The organism is Neomicrococcus aestuarii (assembly GCF_014201135.1).
Classification (GTDB): Bacteria; Actinomycetota; Actinomycetes; order Actinomycetales; family Micrococcaceae; genus Neomicrococcus; species Neomicrococcus aestuarii.
Window position 1 is genome coordinate 1,332,245 of record NZ_JACHDR010000001.1, and the last position, 17,682, is coordinate 1,349,926.

17 protein-coding genes are annotated in these 17,682 nt (G+C 59.7%); 10 read left to right on the forward strand and 7 right to left on the reverse strand.

The window, feature by feature from the left end:
- Window positions 1-96 precede the first annotated feature (96 nt).
- Window positions 97-261 (forward strand): hypothetical protein, encoded by a 165-nt coding sequence (locus HD598_RS05850; protein WP_157103237.1) that lies wholly within the window; start codon window positions 97-99, stop codon window positions 259-261.
- A 12-nt stretch (window positions 262-273) separates the two neighbouring features.
- Here the strand turns inward: HD598_RS05850 and HD598_RS05855 are convergent, their stop codons facing one another.
- Window positions 274-672 carry a thiol-disulfide oxidoreductase DCC family protein gene (locus HD598_RS05855; protein ID WP_183664468.1) on the reverse strand — a complete coding sequence of 133 codons (399 nt, stop codon included), beginning with the start codon at window positions 670-672 and terminating at the stop codon, window positions 274-276.
- 170 nt (window positions 673-842) lie between these two features.
- Between HD598_RS05855 and HD598_RS05860 the strand changes: the two genes are divergently transcribed.
- The 3 genes from HD598_RS05860 to HD598_RS05870 all read left to right on the forward strand — a co-directional run bounded on the left by HD598_RS05860 (window position 843) and on the right by HD598_RS05870 (window position 4,821).
- Complete coding sequence (locus HD598_RS05860) at window positions 843-1,916, forward strand: iron ABC transporter substrate-binding protein (protein WP_260170500.1); 1,074 nt, start codon at window positions 843-845, stop codon at window positions 1,914-1,916.
- Window positions 1,917-2,044: 128 nt separating this feature from the next.
- Window positions 2,045-3,697, forward strand: coding sequence for an ABC transporter permease (locus HD598_RS05865; protein WP_221244602.1), 1,653 nt, complete (start codon window positions 2,045-2,047; stop codon window positions 3,695-3,697).
- Complete coding sequence (locus tag HD598_RS05870; protein WP_409366175.1) at window positions 3,694-4,821, forward strand: ABC transporter ATP-binding protein; 1,128 nt, start codon at window positions 3,694-3,696, stop codon at window positions 4,819-4,821. The genes HD598_RS05865 and HD598_RS05870 overlap by 4 nt, the downstream gene beginning before the upstream one ends.
- 55 nt (window positions 4,822-4,876) lie before the next feature.
- On the opposite strand, the gene HD598_RS05875 is transcribed toward HD598_RS05870, so the two are convergent.
- Window positions 4,877-6,427, reverse strand: a complete 1,551-nt coding sequence (locus HD598_RS05875; RefSeq protein ID WP_071895247.1) for a helix-turn-helix domain-containing protein — start codon at window positions 6,425-6,427, stop codon at window positions 4,877-4,879.
- A 165-nt stretch (window positions 6,428-6,592) separates the two neighbouring features.
- Between HD598_RS05875 and aceA the strand changes: the two genes are divergently transcribed.
- On the forward strand, window positions 6,593-7,903 hold the full coding sequence (aceA, locus tag HD598_RS05880) for an isocitrate lyase (RefSeq protein ID WP_183664470.1): 1,311 nt from the start codon (window positions 6,593-6,595) through the stop codon (window positions 7,901-7,903).
- 66 nt (window positions 7,904-7,969) lie between these two features.
- On the forward strand, window positions 7,970-9,607 hold the full coding sequence (aceB, locus tag HD598_RS05885; RefSeq protein WP_183664472.1) for a malate synthase A: 1,638 nt from the start codon (window positions 7,970-7,972) through the stop codon (window positions 9,605-9,607).
- Between the two features lie 90 nt (window positions 9,608-9,697).
- On the opposite strand, the gene HD598_RS05890 is transcribed toward aceB, so the two are convergent.
- Together HD598_RS05890 and HD598_RS05895 are read right to left on the reverse strand one after the other, a co-directional pair.
- Entirely contained in the window at window positions 9,698-9,955 is a 258-nt protein-coding gene (locus HD598_RS05890) for a hypothetical protein (RefSeq protein WP_183664474.1), read from the reverse strand.
- A 101-nt stretch (window positions 9,956-10,056) separates the two neighbouring features.
- A complete protein-coding gene (locus HD598_RS05895) occupies window positions 10,057-10,722 on the reverse strand; it encodes a GntR family transcriptional regulator (RefSeq protein ID WP_183664476.1) in 666 nt (221 codons plus the stop codon).
- A 145-nt stretch (window positions 10,723-10,867) separates the two neighbouring features.
- Here HD598_RS05895 and HD598_RS05900 point away from each other — a divergent pair, with 145 nt between their 5' ends.
- The 3 genes from HD598_RS05900 to HD598_RS05910 all read left to right on the forward strand — a co-directional run bounded on the left by HD598_RS05900 (window position 10,868) and on the right by HD598_RS05910 (window position 13,980).
- The gene (locus tag HD598_RS05900) at window positions 10,868-12,667 is read left to right on the forward strand and encodes an FAD-dependent monooxygenase (protein WP_221244603.1); all 1,800 of its coding nucleotides are present in this window, start codon (window positions 10,868-10,870) and stop codon (window positions 12,665-12,667) included.
- A gap of 34 nt (window positions 12,668-12,701) precedes the next feature.
- Window positions 12,702-13,181, forward strand: coding sequence for an SRPBCC family protein (locus HD598_RS05905; protein ID WP_183664478.1), 480 nt, complete (start codon window positions 12,702-12,704; stop codon window positions 13,179-13,181).
- Between the two features lie 82 nt (window positions 13,182-13,263).
- A complete protein-coding gene (locus HD598_RS05910) occupies window positions 13,264-13,980 on the forward strand; it encodes a DsbA family oxidoreductase (protein WP_183664480.1) in 717 nt (238 codons plus the stop codon).
- A 28-nt stretch (window positions 13,981-14,008) separates the two neighbouring features.
- Here the strand turns inward: HD598_RS05910 and HD598_RS05915 are convergent, their stop codons facing one another.
- The gene (locus HD598_RS05915; RefSeq protein WP_183664482.1) at window positions 14,009-14,713 is read right to left on the reverse strand and encodes a LytR C-terminal domain-containing protein; all 705 of its coding nucleotides are present in this window, start codon (window positions 14,711-14,713) and stop codon (window positions 14,009-14,011) included.
- A gap of 183 nt (window positions 14,714-14,896) precedes the next feature.
- On the opposite strand from HD598_RS05915, the gene HD598_RS05920 reads away from it, so the two are divergent.
- Window positions 14,897-15,913: an isopenicillin N synthase family dioxygenase gene (locus HD598_RS05920; RefSeq protein WP_183666657.1), complete on the forward strand. Its 1,017-nt coding sequence runs from the start codon at window positions 14,897-14,899 to the stop codon at window positions 15,911-15,913.
- A gap of 124 nt (window positions 15,914-16,037) precedes the next feature.
- Here HD598_RS05920 and mmsB read toward each other — a convergent pair whose 3' ends face one another.
- Both mmsB and HD598_RS05930 read right to left on the reverse strand, forming a co-directional pair.
- The gene (mmsB, locus tag HD598_RS05925) at window positions 16,038-16,949 is read right to left on the reverse strand and encodes a 3-hydroxyisobutyrate dehydrogenase (protein WP_183664484.1); all 912 of its coding nucleotides are present in this window, start codon (window positions 16,947-16,949) and stop codon (window positions 16,038-16,040) included.
- A 198-nt stretch (window positions 16,950-17,147) separates the two neighbouring features.
- On the reverse strand, window positions 17,148-17,669 hold the full coding sequence (locus HD598_RS05930) for an SRPBCC domain-containing protein (RefSeq protein ID WP_183664486.1): 522 nt from the start codon (window positions 17,667-17,669) through the stop codon (window positions 17,148-17,150).
- Between the last annotated feature and the right edge of the window lie 13 nt (window positions 17,670-17,682).

The following is a 17,682-nucleotide window of genomic DNA, read 5'->3' on the forward strand; positions in this document are numbered from 1 at the left end:
CAGTGAGAAACATTAACGCGCGCCACCCCTTGCCGCCGTCCGCTTAAGAGAGTTGGATGAGAGCAAGAAGCTCACCCCCTATTGAAGGATCGCCTCATGACTACCGAACCTACCCCGACGCCCGAAGACCCCACCACGCCTGAAACGGACGGCGAAGTGGCCGCACGTAAGGCGCAAGTTCAGCACGATCACGACGATGCGCGCGTGGATGAGTGGGAAGAGGAGTCGTTCCCGGCGTCGGATCCTCCCTCGAACTACTAAATTTCGCGCGGGCTACTGAATTTCGCGCGGGACGGTGCAGGCCACGAGTCCCAACGCGCTCGAAATGCGGTGACGGTTGCGGGCGATGGCGCGGTACGTAACGTCGGCCGCAACAGATATCGGAAAGGCGCGCAGGGCTTTTCCGGCTAGTACGACGACGCAGCTCGCCGAAGTGCCCAGCGCTTCAGAGACTGCCCGCGCACCCCAGGAGACGTGGCCGTCTTTTGCTACGAAAGCTACTTCGTCATTGAGCTGTGCGGCTGTCACGCCTGGTGGCAAGGGCGTGACGGACTGCCACGGTTCGATGCGAAGTCGTCCGTGAGTGATACGCGCCAGGATCTTGCCGGCCTCTTGGCAGATACCGCAATCGCCATCGATGAGCATGAGCGATTCGTCAAAATTCTGCTTCATGACACTACTTTACGCGTAGGAAAGCCTTGCCTTAGTGGAGATCCAAATAAATACCGAAGGTTTTTGTAACTAAATTCTTGTGCTGAGGGCCGCTTCTACTTCATTATTAGTGACGGTTGCTTTCTCTCCATGGCAATCGCCACTCTTATTTCGTAAAGGAATACCCCCTCTTGAAAATCGCACGCACAGTCGCTCTCTCCGCGGCAGTCCTCGCTTTGGGCATGACCACCGCTTGCGCTGGATCGGGCACTCAGTCCACGTCTTCCACCGCCGCCAGTTCCTCCGCCGCTGCAGGAACCGCCGCTGGCGATCAGAAGATCGTCTTATACTCGGGACGTAACGAGAAGCTCGTCCAGCCACTCATCGATCAGTTCACCACCAAGACCGGCATCGAGGTGGAGGTGCGCTACGGCAACACCTCGCAGATGGCCGCCCAGCTTCTTGAAGAAGGAGACCGCTCCCCTGCGGACCTCTTCTTGGCTCAAGACGCTGGCGCTCTTGGCGCTGTCGCCAACAAGGACCTCTTCCAGGAGCTCTCCTCCGAGACCCTTGAGCTGGTGCCTGAAAAGTACCGCGATGCGGAAGATCAGTGGGTCGGCGTCACGGGTCGCGCGCGCGTCCTCGCTTACAACCCTGATCTGGTCAAGGAAGCCGATCTGCCAAAGACGGTGGAAGAGCTCAACGGCTCCGAGTACAAGGGCAAGGTGGGCATTGCTCCCACGAACGCTTCTTTCCAGTCCTTCATCACGGCCCTGCGCGTTCTTGAAGGCGATGACGCTGCAGAACAGTACTTGAGCGATCTCGCCGGAAACTCCCCGGAGGTCCGCGAAGGCAACGGTGACATCGTCAAAGACATCGACGCTGGCAAGATTCCTTTCGGCCTCGTGAACCACTATTACGTGTACGAGATCGCTCATGAAAAGGGCATCGATTACACCGAGATGAACGTCAAGAACTACTTGTTCCCCGAAGGAAACATCGGTTCCCTCGTGAACGTCTCCGGCGCCGGAATCATCAAGCACACCAAGGATGATGAGGCCCAGCAGCTGCTCGACTTCTTCTTGAGCGAGGACGGCCAGAAGTACTTCGCCGAGACCACGTTCGAGTACCCGCTCATCGAGGGTGCACCAACCCCCGAAGGTATGCCGGAACTTGAAGAAATTGAAACTCCTGACGTTGATCTGAATAAACTTGAAGACCTAGAGACCACCATCAAGATGATCACTTCAGCAGGACTGGCGTAACTATCACAGCATCGCGCAATGAGGCCGAGCGGCAGGCAGCACTAGCTCCTGCCGCTCTGTCGCGTTCGCAAGACCCTCAGCCGCGCCAATTGAAGGGTGCGTCGCACCAGCATCCGGAGGCCCCTTGGGTGCGCCGTCACCCGGTTCTGGCCATCGGCGCGATCGTCGCCGTGGTGGTGGCGCTGATCCCACTGGGGTACCTCATTGTTCGGACAGCAGAGTTCCCGGCCGTCGACCTTTTCGAAGAGTTGCTCACGCCGCGTGTGGGCCGGCTGATCTCCACCTCGCTTCTTCTCACTGCATTAGTCACCACAGCGTGCTTGGTGCTCGGTGTATTCCTTGCGGTTCTGGTGATGCGGACCAAAGTCTGGGGCCGCAAAGCTCTGGGCGTCGCGGCCGCGTTACCGCTGGCAATCCCCAGCTATGTGGCCGCGTTCGGCTGGAAATCCCTCACGGATCTCATCACCACGGGCCAGACCTTTCAGGGCTTCTGGGCGGCCGCGCTAGTCATGACGCTCGTGACCTACCCGTACGTGTACCTTCCGGTCTGTGCTGCGTTGCGCGATATCGATCCCTCCACCGAGGAAGCCGGCGGTTCGCTCGGCGATTCACGCTGGCGCGTCTTCCGCCGCATCACCCTCCCGCAAGCGGCCCCCGCCATTGCATCGGGTGGATTGCTTGCAGCCCTCTACACGTTGAGCGATTTCGGCGCCGTCTCCATTCTTCGCGTCGATACCTTCACGCGCGCCATCTTCACGAGCTTCAACGTGGGCTTCGATCGCCTTGGAGCGATCTCCCTGTCCACCACCTTGCTCTTGCTGACCGCCCTGATTTTCTTGGTGGAAGGACGCTTCCGCAAGACCTCCACCCGCTACGCGCGCCTAGGACCTGGCACTCGCCGCCGTCACGGAATCCTCAAGCTCAAAGCGTGGACGCCGCTGTTTTCACTCCTGGGTTGGAGCATCCCCGCCGTTGCCGTGGGCGGCATTCTGATTGCGTTGATCGCGTGGAGCGTCCAAGGCGTTTCTCGCCCCGGTGGCATGGAGGAACTCGGAACTGCGTTCCTGGGTTCAGCACTTGCCGCTGGTCTCGCGGCAGTTGTGACCACCGCGCTGGCACTCCCGCTGGGTCTGTACATCACCGGAAGCCGCTCCAAAGTGGCCCGCGCGCTCGAGCGCTTGGTGTACTTGGCGCACTCACTTCCCGGCGTGGTCATTGGCCTCTCGGTGGTCTACCTCGGTATCACGGTGGTCACGGGCCTATACCAGACCATGTGGCTTCTGGTCCTCGCGTACGCCGCACTCTTCTTGCCGCTCGCCCTCGGCCCCATTGTGGGCAGCACCGGCATGATCCCCGAAAGCGTGAACGAATCCGCCCACTCGCTGGGTTCCACTCCACTTCAAGTGTTCCGCCGGGTTACCCTCCCGCTGGCGCTTCCGGGCATCGCTTCGGGTGCGCTCACGGTCCTCTTGACTGCTGTCAAAGAGTTGCCGGCCACCCTCATGCTGCGCCCCACCGGTTTTGAAACCCTCGCCACCCGGCTGTGGACTCACACGGGCGTGAACGCGTACGCGGCCGCCGCCCCGTTCGCGGCCCTCTTGGTGATCCTCGCGATCCTCCCCACCTGGCTGCTGGTCAACCGAGTCTTGCGAGAAGACGGAGGTGAGCGGCGTCGTCGTACTTCACGGCCCATCGCAGAACCGGACGATCTCGCCACGCTCGGCGCTACCCCGCACGATCTTGCCGAACCATCCACGACCGCCAAAGAAGGCTCCGCGTGACCACTGAACCGCTCATGACCATCACCGGGCTCCGCAAATCTTTCGGAAGCACCCAGATCCTGCACGGCATCGATCTGGAGCTGCCGCGCGGCTCACGCACCACGATTGTTGGCCCCTCCGGTTCGGGTAAAACCACGCTTTTGCGCATCATCGCCGGTTTCGCGACTGCTTCCGAGGGGCACATCGAGATGAACGGGCGCCCGCTGGTGCACGGAAAAACGTCCGTCCCGCCGCACTTGCGCAACATCGGATTTGTGGCTCAGGATGGCGCCTTGTTCCCGCATTTGAGCGTGGGCGAGAACATCGGATACGCCATTGACAAGCGAAGCGTGAGCCGCGGCGAGCGTGAATCGCGGATTGCGGAGCTGTTGGAGATGGTGCATCTGGACCCCGCGCTGGCCCGCCGTGCGCCCGCGGAACTCTCCGGCGGTCAGCAGCAGCGCGTCGCGTTGGCGCGAGCATTGAGCCGCAACCCCGACCTCATGTTGCTCGACGAGCCGTTCTCCGCGCTGGATGCGGGGCTGCGCAAGGACACCCGCAAGGCCGTGGGAGACACCCTCACCGAGGCTGGGATCACCACGCTTTTGGTCACTCACGATCAAGCCGAGGCGCTCTCATTTTCTGATCAGCTCGCGGTCATGCGCGCCGGAAAACTCGCTCAAGTGGGCGAGCCCATGCACGTGTATTCGCGTCCCGCAGACCTCGACACCGCGCGCTTCCTCGGCGACGCGGTCATCCTGAACGCTACGGTTCAGGGCTCACTCGCGACCTGCGTTCTGGGCCAGATTCCCGTGCGGCTTCCCGGCCGGCTCGCTCCGGATGACGTGGTGCGCTGGGGTTCGGCTGCCGCTGATTCCAATACGACGGCGCCTGCTTTCGACATGCCCATTATGTTGCGTCCCGAACAGCTGCGGTTGGCAGAAGACGGGCAGATTAGCGGCACCGTGGTGGAGACGGACTTCTTCGGCGCCGAAGTGGACGTGACCATTCGCTTGGATCCGTCCCCGAGCGATCCCGAACCAGTCACGCTGAAGATTCGCCACTGGAATGTGCAGACCGCGTTGCCGCAGAGCCGCGTGCGTTTGCGTGTGGTCGGCACCGCGGTGGCGTACCCGCAGGGCTAAGCTCTTGCCTCACCGTTGTAGCGAGTCTCAACGCAGCCGCGGTCTCAAGCTTTCGTTAGCCGCGCAATTCCTGGTTCTTGAGGAACTGGTAGACCTCAGTCTGATCTACACCGGGGAACGCTCCCGTGGGCATCGCGGCGAGCAAGTGCGCGTTGGCGCGCGTCGCCGGCCAGGCTTGGCCAGCCCACTCACGCGCGAGGTCTTGCGGCGGACGACGGCAGCACGATTCATCCGGGCACGTGGACTGCGAGCGCTCTTTGGTATCTCGGCCACGGAACCACTTGACGTGTTCGAACGGGACGCCCACGCTCAACGAATACAACCCCGAAGAGTGCCCTTCCACGCGTGCCGTGCACCAGTACGTGCCCACTTTGGTGTCCGTGAATTGGTTGTAGGAGCGGAAGCGATCGGCGACGTCAAAGACCACGCGCGAAGTCCAGTACCGGCACACGGTCTGGCCCTCGATGGCGCCGGTGTGGTCTGACGGGAAGTTCACGCCGTCGTTCTCATAGACCTTGTGGATGATGCCGGATTCGTGCACTTTTTGAAAGTGCGTGGTGATGCCAAAGTGCTCGGTGGCGAGGTTGGTGAAGCGGTGCGCGGCGGATTCATAGGACACCGCGAACGCGTCACGCAGGTCATCGATGGAGATTTCTTTTTCTTGCTTGGCGGCTTTCAAGAGCGCGACGGCGCCTTGTTCCGGAAGCAGGAGCGCTGCGGCGAAGTAGTTGGTGTAGACGCGCTGACGCAGGAAGTCGGAGTAGTCCTTGGGGGTTTGGTGGCCTAGGACGTAGTGGCCGAGGGCTTGGAGCACCACGGAGCGGTGATCGTGTTCGGCGTTGCGGGACTGCGTCAGGTAGATGGTGTGATTCTTGAGGTCCGTGACGGATCTTGTGGAGTGTGGCAAATTTTGCACAAATTTCAGGCTGAATCCGAAGTGCGCGGCAATATCCGCCACGTGGTTGGTGGAGAGCGGACCCGTACCCCCGCCCACCGCATCCAAAACTTTGCGGGCTTCCGCTTCAAGCTCCGGGTAGTAGTTGTTGCAAGAACGCATTTCTTTGCGCAGCTCAATGTTGGCCCGGCGGGCCTCTTCAGGGGTGGCCACTTGCTCTTCGAGGCGACGCTCGAGCTCTCGTTGCAATCCCACGAGGGCTTCCAGGACATCCATGGACGTCCTAGTCGAGATCTTGACCGCAGGTAATCCCAGCGATGAGTACAACGGACCGCGCTGGTAGCGCTCGAGCTCAATTTCGAGCTCCGAGCGACGGTCTGCCGGCTTGGAAGCTAGCAAGTCATCCATAGTGGTGCCCAGTGCCGCAGCGATCTTCGACAACATTGAGATCTTGGGCTCGCGCCGCCCATTCTCTATCAAGGACAGCTGAGACGCGACCGTCCCCACGCGTTCAGCAAGCTCGTCGAGCGTCAAGGAAGCGCCCTTCCGCAAGTGACGAATGCGGCGGCCCAGGGCGAACGTGTCCACGGCATCTTCGGGGGCCTCCCCACCCGCGTGAGCACCGGTTCGTCCCCCGCGTTTCGCGACGTCCCAGCTGCCGAATTCCAGCGGTACGGAAGCTACGTCGTCGTGCTCAGAAGCGGAAGTCATGGACTCACGATACGAATATTGCCAGTGTGACGCAAGACGCACTTATTGCCTGAGCGCGAATTTATGCAAATCTTTCTCACAATTTTCGGGGTCAAAGGGTGAATTTCCGATCAAAGATTGATTCACGAAAGAAATTCGCCGCAGTACCCACACCCCGGAGGAATCATGACCGAGCAATCCAGCACCCCAACCCCCGAAGCTCGCGCTGAGTCACTCGAGCTTGAGTGGAAAGCCAACCCACGCTGGGACGGCATCACCCGCGACTACTCTGCACAGGACGTCATCAAGCTTCAGGGCCGCGTTCAGGAAGAGTACACGCTGGCCAAGCGCGGTTCGGAAAAGCTGTGGAAGCAGCTCACGCACGAAGCTCCGCAGGGCGGCTACACCAACGCACTCGGCGCGCTCACCGGTAACCAGGCCGTCCAGCAGGTCAAGGCCGGCCTTCGCGCCATCTACCTTTCCGGATGGCAGGTTGCCGCTGACGCCAACCTCTCCGGCCACACCTACCCGGATCAGTCCCTCTACCCGGCCAACTCGGTTCCGCAGGTGGTGCGCCGCATCAACAACGCCCTCATGCGTGCGGACCAGATCGAATTCTCTGAAGGCATCCAGACCGTTGAAGACTGGATGGTCCCGATTGTGGCTGACGCCGAAGCCGGCTTCGGTGGCCCGCTCAACGCGTACGAGCTCATGAAGTCCATGATCTCCTCCGGCGCTTCCGGCGTGCACTGGGAAGATCAGCTCGCTTCCGAAAAGAAGTGCGGACACTTGGGTGGCAAGGTGCTCATCCCTACCCAGCAGCACATCCGCACCCTGAACGCAGCCCGCTTGGCGGCCGACGTCTCCAACGTTCCATCCGTCATCATCGCCCGCACGGACGCTGAGGCAGCAACCCTCATCACCTCCGATGTTGACGAGCGGGACCAGGAATTCATCACCGGCGTGCGCACCCCGGAGGGCTTCTACAAGGTTCGCAACGGTATTGAACCGTGCATCGCCCGCGCTAAGGCGTACGCACCGTACTCGGACCTCATCTGGATGGAAACCGGCACCCCGGACCTTGAACTGGCCCGCAAGTTCGCCGAATCCGTCAAGGCTGAGTTCCCAGATCAGATGCTTTCCTACAACTGCTCGCCGTCCTTCAACTGGAAGAAGCACTTGGATGATGACACCATCGCCAAGTTCCAGCGCGAGCTCGGCGCCATGGGCTTCACGTTCCAGTTCATTACGCTTGCCGGCTTCCACGCCCTCAACTACTCGATGTTTGATCTCGCCCACGGTTACGCCCGTGAAGGTATGAGCGCTTACGTAAATCTGCAAGAGCGCGAGTTCGGTGCTGAGGAGCGCGGCTACACCGCCACCAAGCACCAGCGCGAAGTCGGCACCGGTTACTTCGATCAGATCGCAACCGCCCTCAACCCGAACGCTTCCACCCTCGCGCTCGTTGGTTCCACCGAAGAAGGCCAGTTCCACTAGCCCCAGATCAGGGGGTGGCGGAATCTCTGCCACCCCCACTTTCAATTTTTCTCCAAGGAGTACACCATGCACGGCAACATCACCATCAACGGCATCACCATCACCCCTCCACCGATCCGCTACCAAGAGCGCGTGCTCACCGCAGAGGCCCTCGAGTTCCTGGGCAAGCTGCACGCCACGTTTGATGAGCGCCGTCAAGAGCTCATGAAGCGCCGCCACACGGTCCGCGCCAAGATCGCTAACGGTCAGGATCCGCGCTTCCTCGAAGCCACTCGGTCCGTTCGTGAAGATGACACGTGGCGCGTTGCTCCGCTGGCTCCGGGACTTGAGGATCGCCGCGTTGAGATCACCGGTCCTACGGATCGCAAGATGGCCATCAACGCTTTGAACTCTGATGCCAAGGTCTGGCTCGCTGACATGGAGGACTCCTCCACCCCGAACTGGCGCAACGTCATCAATGGGCAGCTGAACCTTCGTTCCGTGTTGGACCGCACCATCGATTTCACCTCCCCCGAAGGCAAGGAGTACCGCCTTTCCGGCGAGACCCTCACGGATCTGCCGACCATCGTGGTTCGTCCTCGCGGTTGGCACTTGCCGGAGAAGCACTTGCTGGTCAATGGCACTCCGCTTTCCGGAGCTCTCGTGGACTTTGGTTTGTACTTCTTCCACAACGCCAAGCGCCTTATTGAGTTGGGCCGCGGACCGTACTTCTACTTGCCGAAGACGGAGAACCACCTTGAGGCTCGCCTCTGGAATGACGTGTTCGTGTTTGCCCAGGATTACGTGGGCATCCCGCAGGGCACCATCCGCGCCACGGTTCTGATTGAGACCATTACGGCTGCGTTTGAAATGGAAGAGATCCTCTACGAACTGCGCGATCACAGCGCCGGCTTGAACGCGGGCCGTTGGGATTACATCTTCTCCATCATCAAGAACTTCCGTTCCCGCGGTTCCCAGTTCTTGTTGCCAGACCGCAGCTCCGTCACCATGACGGCTCCGTTCATGCGGGCTTACACCGAGCAGCTTGTGCGTGCGTGCCACCGCCGCGGTGCATCCGCGATTGGCGGTATGGCAGCGTTCATCCCGAATCGCCGCGACGCCGAGGTCAATACCAACGCTCTCGAAAAGGTGCGGGCTGACAAGTCTCGCGAAGCCAACGACGGTTTCGACGGTTCATGGGTGGCTCACCCGGACCTCGTGCCCGTAGCGATGGAAGTTTTCGACGCCGTTCTTGGCGAGAACCCCAACCAGATTGAGCGCTTGCGTGAAGATGTAGTGCCGAACGATGCCGCGCTCATTGACTTGAGCGGCACCGGCGGATCCATCACGGAAGGCGGCGTGCGACTGAACATCGAGGTGGCCATCCGCTACATCGAATCCTGGTTGCGCGGCAACGGTGCAGTAGCCATTCACAACCTCATGGAGGATGCTGCAACGGCGGAGATTTCCCGTTCGCAGGTGTGGCAGTGGATCCATCAGGCAGCGAAGACGGAGGACGGCCAGACCATCACCCGCGTTCGCGTGGAGGGCCTGCTCACGGACGAGTTCAGCAAGTTGCCACGTTTTGACGGCGACCGTTTCGAGGATGCTCGGGATATTTTCGAAGCTTCCGCTTTGCGCGAGGATTTCCCCACCTTCCTCACCATCCCGGCTTACAACCGCTTCTTGTGCGATCAAGAGCAGACCGAATTGATTACGGCATAGCGGTCATAGAAATTGGCGCGAAACCACCTCGAGCGGGTGCGTTTCGCGCCAATTTCTTGTTAATTACGACGATGCCTGCTTGCGTCAGGCTCAACGCACCAGTAGCGCGATTCCCACGGCGATAGCGGCGTATCCCGCGATCATTGCCGCGAGCCCTAGACGTACCGCGCGCTCTTTGGCAAGGGCCATGACTGGGAAGATTCCCAGTCCCATCAGCAGTACTCCAACCGCAGTGCCCACGACGGTCGGAACCATCAGAATCACCAAGACACCCATGACTGCTGTGGCCACTACACCACCAATCAAGAACAAAGATCCTGTGTCTGCGCGCTCACTCAGCTGTTCCATGCGTTATTCCCCCTTGACCTTTTAAGACACTTCAAGCCTAGGAAGTCCTCAAGGGAACGCAATTAGCCAAAGGTATAGATTTTTATCGAGCGCCAGAATTCTTACTGGACCGCTATTGCAAACTGACCCGCTCGAGAAATGTGAGCGAACATGAACCGGCGCGCGAGTTCTTCGTCCTGCGCCTGGATTGCCTCAACAATGGCCTCATGCTCGTCATGCCGTTCGACCTCATGGAAGACAAAGCGGCCTTCTTCGGCGCCGGTTCCAATGAGATAGTCACTGAGATCCATCATTCGCCGAGACACCGCTGTGACCACGTGAGATTGGGCCATTTCTAGAATCGTGAGGTGGAATTCGCGATTGTGTAGCCGATACTCATCTGCCCGCTTCGCCGCATGGTCGGGCGAGTTTCCTACAGTCGCTTCCGGACTGTGGCTACTCAAGATTCTCCGGAGGCTCCCGACTTGCTCGGGAGTACGACGCCGCGTCGCCAGTTGGGTGGTCGATGCTTCAAAAGACGCAAACACCGCGAAAAAGTCTTCAATCTCCTGACGCGAATAGGAACGGGGAACGCATCCCGAACGCGGGAGAATTTCCACCAGACCATCGGCCGCCAACAGTCGGAAGGCTTCTGAAATGGGCTGCTTGCTGACACCAAACCTTGTGCGAAGCGCCTCGATGGAGAGCCGCTTGCCAATGGGGTAGTCACCCCGGAAGAGCCCGACTTTGACGCCTTCGTATACGCGGCCAGCAAGACTCGAACTCATTGCTGCAACCCTCCGATCGTTCCACTCTCCGGAACACCCCGTGGCGAACCAAAAACTGGCATGCCAGTATTCTCAAGTGTAGCGCCCGTCACACAAGACGTACGGTGTGCGAAACAACAGTCACTAGACCGCAAAGGAGCGTACCGTGGCCTTTTCCCCTCAAGACTTCACTTCTCAAACCACTGACGATACGGCTGACAACGAGTTCGACACCGACGTCCTCGTTGTAGGCATGGGTCCGATGGGCGCAACTGCCGCACTGGCGTTGGCAACATACGGCGTGCGCGTCACCATGATCACCCAATGGTCGTGGCTAGCAAATACGCCTCGAGCTCACATCACAAACCAACGTGCTGTTGAAGTATTGCGCGATTTAGGCCTCGAAGAGGAGGCCGCCAAGTACGCCGTACCGTGGGACCAAATGGGCGACACCCTCTTCACCACAAGCCTCGCCGGCCCGGAGATCGCCCGCATTCAGACCTGGGGAACCGGCGACGATCGAGTGGGCGACTACATTAAGGGCAGCCCCTGCCCCATGTTGGATATTCCGCAAACTTTCATGGAGCCACTCCTAGCCAAGAACGCCGCCGAACGGGGGGCCAAGGCCGTTTTCTCCACAAGATATTTGGGCCACCAAGACACTGGCGACGGCGTCACAGTCCGTCTACTGAATCGCGTGAGCAATCAGGAGTACACCGTGCGCGCCAAATTCTTGGTAGGTGCGGACGGCGCAAAGAGCCAGATCGCGGATGAAATTGGCCTTCACATTGAAGGACAGGTTGCCCGCGCTGGCACCGCTTACATTCGTTTCAACGCAGATCTCTCACGCTTCGTCGAGCATCGGCCGTCGATTCTGCACTGGATTATGAACCCCGCAGCAGACTTCGGAGAAATCGGTATGGGCCTCTTGCGGTGCGTGCGGCCGTGGAACGAGTGGATCGCCGGTTGGGGCTTCAACATTGAGGCCGGAGAACCGGACTTGAGTGAAGAGACCATCCTCCAGCAAATTCGAACCCTTGTGGGCGATCCTTCGTTGGAACCGGAAATCGTTTCCGTCAGCACGTGGTTCGTAAATCAGCAGTTCGCGCACACCATGTCTAAGGGTCGCGTCTTCTGCGGGGGCGACGCCACACACCGCCACCCGCCTAGCTCTGGTCTGGGCTCCAATACGTGCATGCAAGACGCTCACAATCTTGCGTGGAAGCTGGCATACGTGGTCAAGGGACACGCGGGAACCGAACTCCTTGAAAGCTACTCCGAAGAACGCGTCCCAGTCGGTGAGCAGATCGTGAAACGCGCCAACCAGTCCCGCGCAGATTACGCACCCTTCCGCGAGTGCTGGCAAACCGCGGATTCAAGTGGAGAGAAGTCCGTTGCTACCGGGTTAGAACGACTCAACGCACCCACCCCGGAAGGCGAAGAACTGCGAGCGCGCCTCGAAAAAGCACTCGACCTCAAGAACTACGAATTCAACGCCCACGGAACGGAACTGAATCAGCGCTACGCGAGCGGCGCCGTCGTACTGGAAGAAACGGAAGAACGCTGGAACCGGGACCCTCAGCTCTATTTGCAAGCCACCACCAGACCAGGCGCAAAAATTCCGCACGCATGGCTTGTCGGCAAGGACGGGAAACGCGTCTCCACACTGGATATCACTGGGAAGGGTCGCTTCACGCTGATCACCGGTCTGTCCGGCATTGCATGGGAGAGTGCGACGGCGCAGCTTGCGTTGCCATTCCTCGATACGGTGCTGGTGGGTCGCCCAGGATACGAGGATCCTTACAAATATTGGGCGCGAAAACGTGAAATCGCCGAGGCCGGAGCCCTCTTGGTCAGGCCAGATGGGGTGGTTGCGTGGCGGCACACGGAGGCGGTGCGAGATGCTGAAACCGCTCGTCGGCTCCTCAAGGGTGCCATCGAAACTGTCCTGTCAGTAACCCTGTAGCGCTACGCGGAATCGCACGCGTAGTGTGTCACCCATGGCTAAGTTCTCCGTGTCCCGTTCGCTGGATATTCCGGTAGCACCCGAGGTGGTGTTTGCCCTCGTCAACGACTTCCACGAGTGGGAACGCTGGTCGCCGTGGGATGGTCCGCACATGGATCATTCCAGGACCTTCAGTGGCCCCAAATCAGGTGTGGGAGCCACCTACGCATGGGATGGCAAGAAGTCCGGCGCGGGTTCCATGACCATCACGGAAGTGGATCCGTCTCGCCGGGTTGAAGTGGACCTGCGTTTCACTCGTCCGTGGAAATCGGAGAGCCCCACCACGTTCACTTTTGAGCCCATCGCCGCCGGCACCCGCGCCACGTGGACCATGCGCGGTGAGAACAAGGGGCTAGCCGTGCTGTTTTCTAAGTTCTTTGACATGGACAAGATGCTCGGCAAGGACTTCACTCTAGGCTTGCACCAGCTCTCCAACGCCGCTCGACGCGATGCCGAGAGGACCTTCGCGGAATAGTTGCGGCGGGCTGACCGTTTTACCCTGTATGACCACGCCTTCCGTTACTTCGCCCCAGAGCGATTCCGCATCCGAACAACGCATGTCCGTCGACATTTGGTCGGACATCGCTTGTCCTTGGTGCTTCATTGGTAAGCGCCGCTTCGAGAGCGCTCTTGAGCAGTCCGGCCTCGCTGATTCCATCGACGTCACTTACCACTCCTACCAGCTGGATCCCACGTTGCCGGATCACTACCACGGCACGGAAGAGCAGTACTTGGGTGAGATGAAGGGCCTCGAGCCAACGCGCGTGCGTCAGATGCTTCAGCACGTAACACAGCAAGCCGCCGGCGAGGGGCTGACCTACGATTTCGACAACCTGAAGGTAGCGAACTCCTTCAACGCCCATCGCTTGCTGCACCTTGCGAAGGCGCACGGCGTTGGTTCGCAGTTGAAGGAACTGTTGCTTTCCGCACACTTTGAACGTGGTCTCGACACGAATGACGCGGCCGTCCTTGCGGATCTCGCTGTAGAAGCCGGCTTGGACCGCGCTACGGCGGAAGCCACCATCAAGGATGAGAACGCTTACCGTCAGGACGTGTTGCAGGACTTCGCTCAGGCTCGCGCGTACGGCATTCAGGGCGTCCCGTTCTTCGTTATTGACAACAAGTACGGTGTCTCCGGCGCGCAGCCTTCCGAGGCGTTCGAGCAAGCACTGACGCAAGCTTTCACCGAAAAGCACCCTGCCCCGTTGACCATGATGTCCAACGTGAAGCCGGGCGAAGACGGCGCCGTGTGCGGCCCGGAGGGTTGCAACTAAGCACTCGGTGCCGCGGAAACGCGGCGAACTACGGCGTTGACGAGCTCGGCGAGGGTGACACAGACGGCGGAACAAACGTCGACGGTGCTACCGGAGCCGAGCTCTCCGTTCCTGGCAAGCACGGCAACCGGCCCTCGTTGGTGCGGACTTTATCGCGCGTTGTCAGTGACTTGAAGCTCGAACCCAGAATTACGTCTACGGTTTCGTCCCGCCGGCGGGTATCCGTGACGTACTTGGTTCCGGCCACATTGCGTTGCACAGAGAGTGCCTCGCTGCGGCCTTGACCACCAGAAATTACGACGCCGATAGTTGCGTCATACGTGAGCCTGCGGTTCGCGACCACCCCAATTTTGAAGCCACGATCTCGCAATTGCGTGGCGACCTTGGCGGCCAGTCCCGCTCTCCCGGTGGCGTTGTACACGTTCACGGTCACCGTGTTGTTGTCCGCGTAGGCGAACTCTTCCACCGGACATCTGTCGTCCACGACAGCCACGGAGTCGGAATCAAGTCCCGGAACCACCCACTGGCGCGTCAGCACCATCCAGCCTGCGAAAGCCGCAGCAGCCAGCATCACCGTCACCAATACCAGCACCACCCCGTGACGGAAGTGGCGGCGTCGTCGTGCTTTCTCTTCAGCACGGGAGTATTCGTCCTGGACGCTCACGTCCAGGAGTTCGTCTTCGGTGACGATGTGATGACCGTTCAGACGGTCCGGGCGTTGGCTTTTACTCACTGCGGCAAGCTCCGGGTGACCTCATATAGCTAGAGTACGGAAGTCCTCGTGAGTACTGAATCATTGCCGCAAAACCGTTACGAAATCGTGTTTGTCAAGTTTCATTACGTTGGAGGCCACGGGGCGGAATACAGCTAAACATTTCATTGCTTTAACTCCCAAAGGAGTTGAACCATGGAACCTATGACAAAAGTCCGCACTTCCGTCCCCGTCCTCGACTTGTCGACCGCACGGTCCTCTGACGGTTCGTTTAACCCAGAATTCATTGATGCACTTCGGGATGCCACCCACAATGTTGGGTTCTTCCAGGTCGTTGGATACGGCGGAAGCGACAACCAGGCCGGGGAACTTCTGGACACTCTCCGCGAGTTCTTTGCGCGCCCCGTTGGCGAGCGCCTTTTGCTGGACAACCGCAACTCCCCGCAGTTCCGCGGTTACACCCGTTTGGGTAAGGAAGTAACGCAGGGTCGTGCGGACGCACGCGAGCAGATCGACTACGGACCGGCACGTCCGGCGCTTGAAAACGTGCCCGAGGATCAGCCGCACTTGAAACTACAGGGCCCCAACCAGTGGCCGTCTGCATTCCCGCAGCTCGAAGAGAAGGCCATGGACTGGGCCGCGCTCATGTCCTCGATTGGTGACGAGCTCTTGTCCGCCATTGCGGTCTCTTTGGAACTACCTGCCGATTACTTCGCTGAACCGTTCTCTGGCACGCCCGCCTGGATGGGCAAGCTCGTCCACTATGTGGGTACCGGCGCTGTTCCCGAAGCAGGATCGCAAGGTGTGGGCGCGCACGCCGACTACGGTTTCGTGACGCTCTTGCTGCAGGACGAGGTCGGCGGACTCGAGGTCAAGCCGTACGGTCAGGATGAGTGGATTGATGTTGATCCCATCCCGGGCGCTCTTGTGGTGAACTTGGGCGAAATGCTCGAAGTTGCTACTAACGGTTACTTGATGGCCACGATCCACCGCGTGACGGCCCCTCCAGCTGGAGTTGACCGCTATTCGGTACCGTTCTTCTGGTCACCGCGACTCGATGCCACCATCGACCCGGTCCCGCTTCCTGAGCACCTTGCTGCCCAGGCTCGTGGCGTCTCTGACGATCCACACAACCCCATGCTGTCCAACTACGGATCCAACATGCTCAAGGGCTTCCTTCGCGCTCACCCTGAGGTGGCGAAGAAGTGGTACGACCGCTAAACAGCGCTCAATAGCCACCTGCTCATCCATTGGTGGGGCTGATCATTCTCTCGTTGAGAAGATCAGCCCCACCTGTGCTTTTGCTTCAAAGTAGTCCGTGCATCAAGAGGATGCGGTCTATTGACTAAGGCTTCCAGCCTTCGACCGTTCCGTCCGGCGATGCGAGCTTTGCAATGAGCGAGCAGTCTTTCTTCCCGAGGCCCTGATCAATCAGCGTCTGGAACATCTCGGCCGCGAGGGAGGCAGCCTCGAGATTGACGCCGGTCTCGTTGCCAGCTTCAAGCGCCAAGGACACGTCCTTGAGCGCCAGTTCAGCAGTGAAGGTGGCGTCAAAGTTGTTGTTGGCCGCCGCTGAAGCCACGATTCCAGGGACTGGGTACCACGTGCGCTGCGCCCACGACTGGCCAGAGGACGTGTTTGCGACGTTCCAGAAAGTCTGCGCATCAAGGCCCAAACGCTCGGCCAGCTGAGAGCCTTCGGCGATGCCCATCAGGTTAATGAAAAGCATCATGTTGTTGACAATCTTGGACGCAATACCCGTAGTGGCGCCACCGGTCTCGATGATGTGTCCTGCCATGGGCGCCACGAACTCGCGAGCGCGCTGGACGCCGTCTTCATCGCCGCCCAACATGAACGTCAGGGTGCCGGCGGCGGCTCCGCTGATCCCTCCGGAAACCGGCGCATCCACAAACACGAAGCCACGCTTTTGAGATTCTTCGTGGCAAAAACGTGATGTCGCGAGATCCACAGTTGAAGTGTCGGCCAGAAGAGCTGTTTTGGGTGCGTGTTCCCAAATGCCGTCCTCGCCATCGAAGACGGAGCGCACGTGCTCGCCTTTCGGAAGACTCGTGAACACCACGTCGGCGTCGGACACGGCATCTTTGATGGATCCCACCACCTCCACGCCGCCGTCCCTAGCATTTTGTTGGGCGCGCTGACTCAAGTCGAATCCGCGCACGGTATGCCCTGCATTGAAGATATTGGACGCCATGGGACCGCCCATGTTTCCGAGCCCAATCCAACCGTAGACTGCCACTTTTCCCCTTTCGGAAGCGATCCGCTTCTCTCCTGGTTCTGCCGTCACCTTCGACGAGCTACTGTCACCCTCGACGAGCCGACTTACGTTGCGCCCCGATTACTCTGTATGCCCGTGGCGTCCCTTCAACCTATGCCCGAGAGCACATTTGCTCAACCCTCTGCAAGGAATTAGTTCACGTCCAACACATGCTGTGGCTTAAAGCTCTGCGGCTCGAGCCATGACCGCATACGGTTCCTTGCGCGCCGGGTAGTAGTCATCCCACGCGATCTCGTTGGCGTCTTCTTCGGCGACAGCTGCCACCAGACGATCCATGTAGTACTCCCAGCCCGGCCCTACCTCTGACAGCATCGAGAGCACAAAATCCCTGGCCATCGGCTGGATGAACGTGAGTTCAGTAGTAGGTCCGTTTTCGGCCAAGTGAACTTCGAGCGTCCACGGTTGATCCGCTGGCCCCTGCTGTACTTTGACCACTTCGGGGGCTCGGCATTCAAGAATTTTGACTACCTGAAGCGCATCGCCTTCTTCGGCGACCATTTTCATGTGCACGACTCCAGACGATGGGTCACCCTCCCAGGTTCCCATCCAACGCCCACATTCAACGGAGTCCGTGAGCACGGTCCACACCGTTTCAGGTTTCACGTCAAAGTGACGGTGCAGCACTAGCTCAAACTGGTCATCGGTGGTGGGGCGCAGAAGACCCGTGACAGATACGCTCATAAGCGTCATTCTT

Bases quoted from the DNA above. Each gene is read 5' to 3' on its own strand.
- HD598_RS05890 (WP_183664474.1), bottom strand. From the start codon at position 9,955: ATGGAACAGCTGAGTGAGCGCGCAGACACAGGATCTTTGTTCTTGATT.
- aceB (WP_183664472.1), top strand. From the start codon at position 7,970: ATGCACGGCAACATCACCATCAACGGCATCACCATCACCCCTCCACCG.
- HD598_RS05855 (WP_183664468.1), bottom strand. From the start codon at position 672: ATGAAGCAGAATTTTGACGAATCGCTCATGCTCATCGATGGCGATTGC.
- aceA (WP_183664470.1), top strand. From the start codon at position 6,593: ATGACCGAGCAATCCAGCACCCCAACCCCCGAAGCTCGCGCTGAGTCA.
- HD598_RS05875 (WP_071895247.1), bottom strand. From the start codon at position 6,427: ATGACTTCCGCTTCTGAGCACGACGACGTAGCTTCCGTACCGCTGGAA.
- HD598_RS05895 (WP_183664476.1), bottom strand. From the start codon at position 10,722: ATGAGTTCGAGTCTTGCTGGCCGCGTATACGAAGGCGTCAAAGTCGGG.
- HD598_RS05905 (WP_183664478.1), top strand. From the start codon at position 12,702: ATGGCTAAGTTCTCCGTGTCCCGTTCGCTGGATATTCCGGTAGCACCC.
- HD598_RS05910 (WP_183664480.1), top strand. From the start codon at position 13,264: ATGTCCGTCGACATTTGGTCGGACATCGCTTGTCCTTGGTGCTTCATT.
- HD598_RS05920 (WP_183666657.1), top strand. From the start codon at position 14,897: ATGACAAAAGTCCGCACTTCCGTCCCCGTCCTCGACTTGTCGACCGCA.
- HD598_RS05850 (WP_157103237.1), top strand. From the start codon at position 97: ATGACTACCGAACCTACCCCGACGCCCGAAGACCCCACCACGCCTGAA.
- HD598_RS05930 (WP_183664486.1), bottom strand. From the start codon at position 17,669: ATGAGCGTATCTGTCACGGGTCTTCTGCGCCCCACCACCGATGACCAG.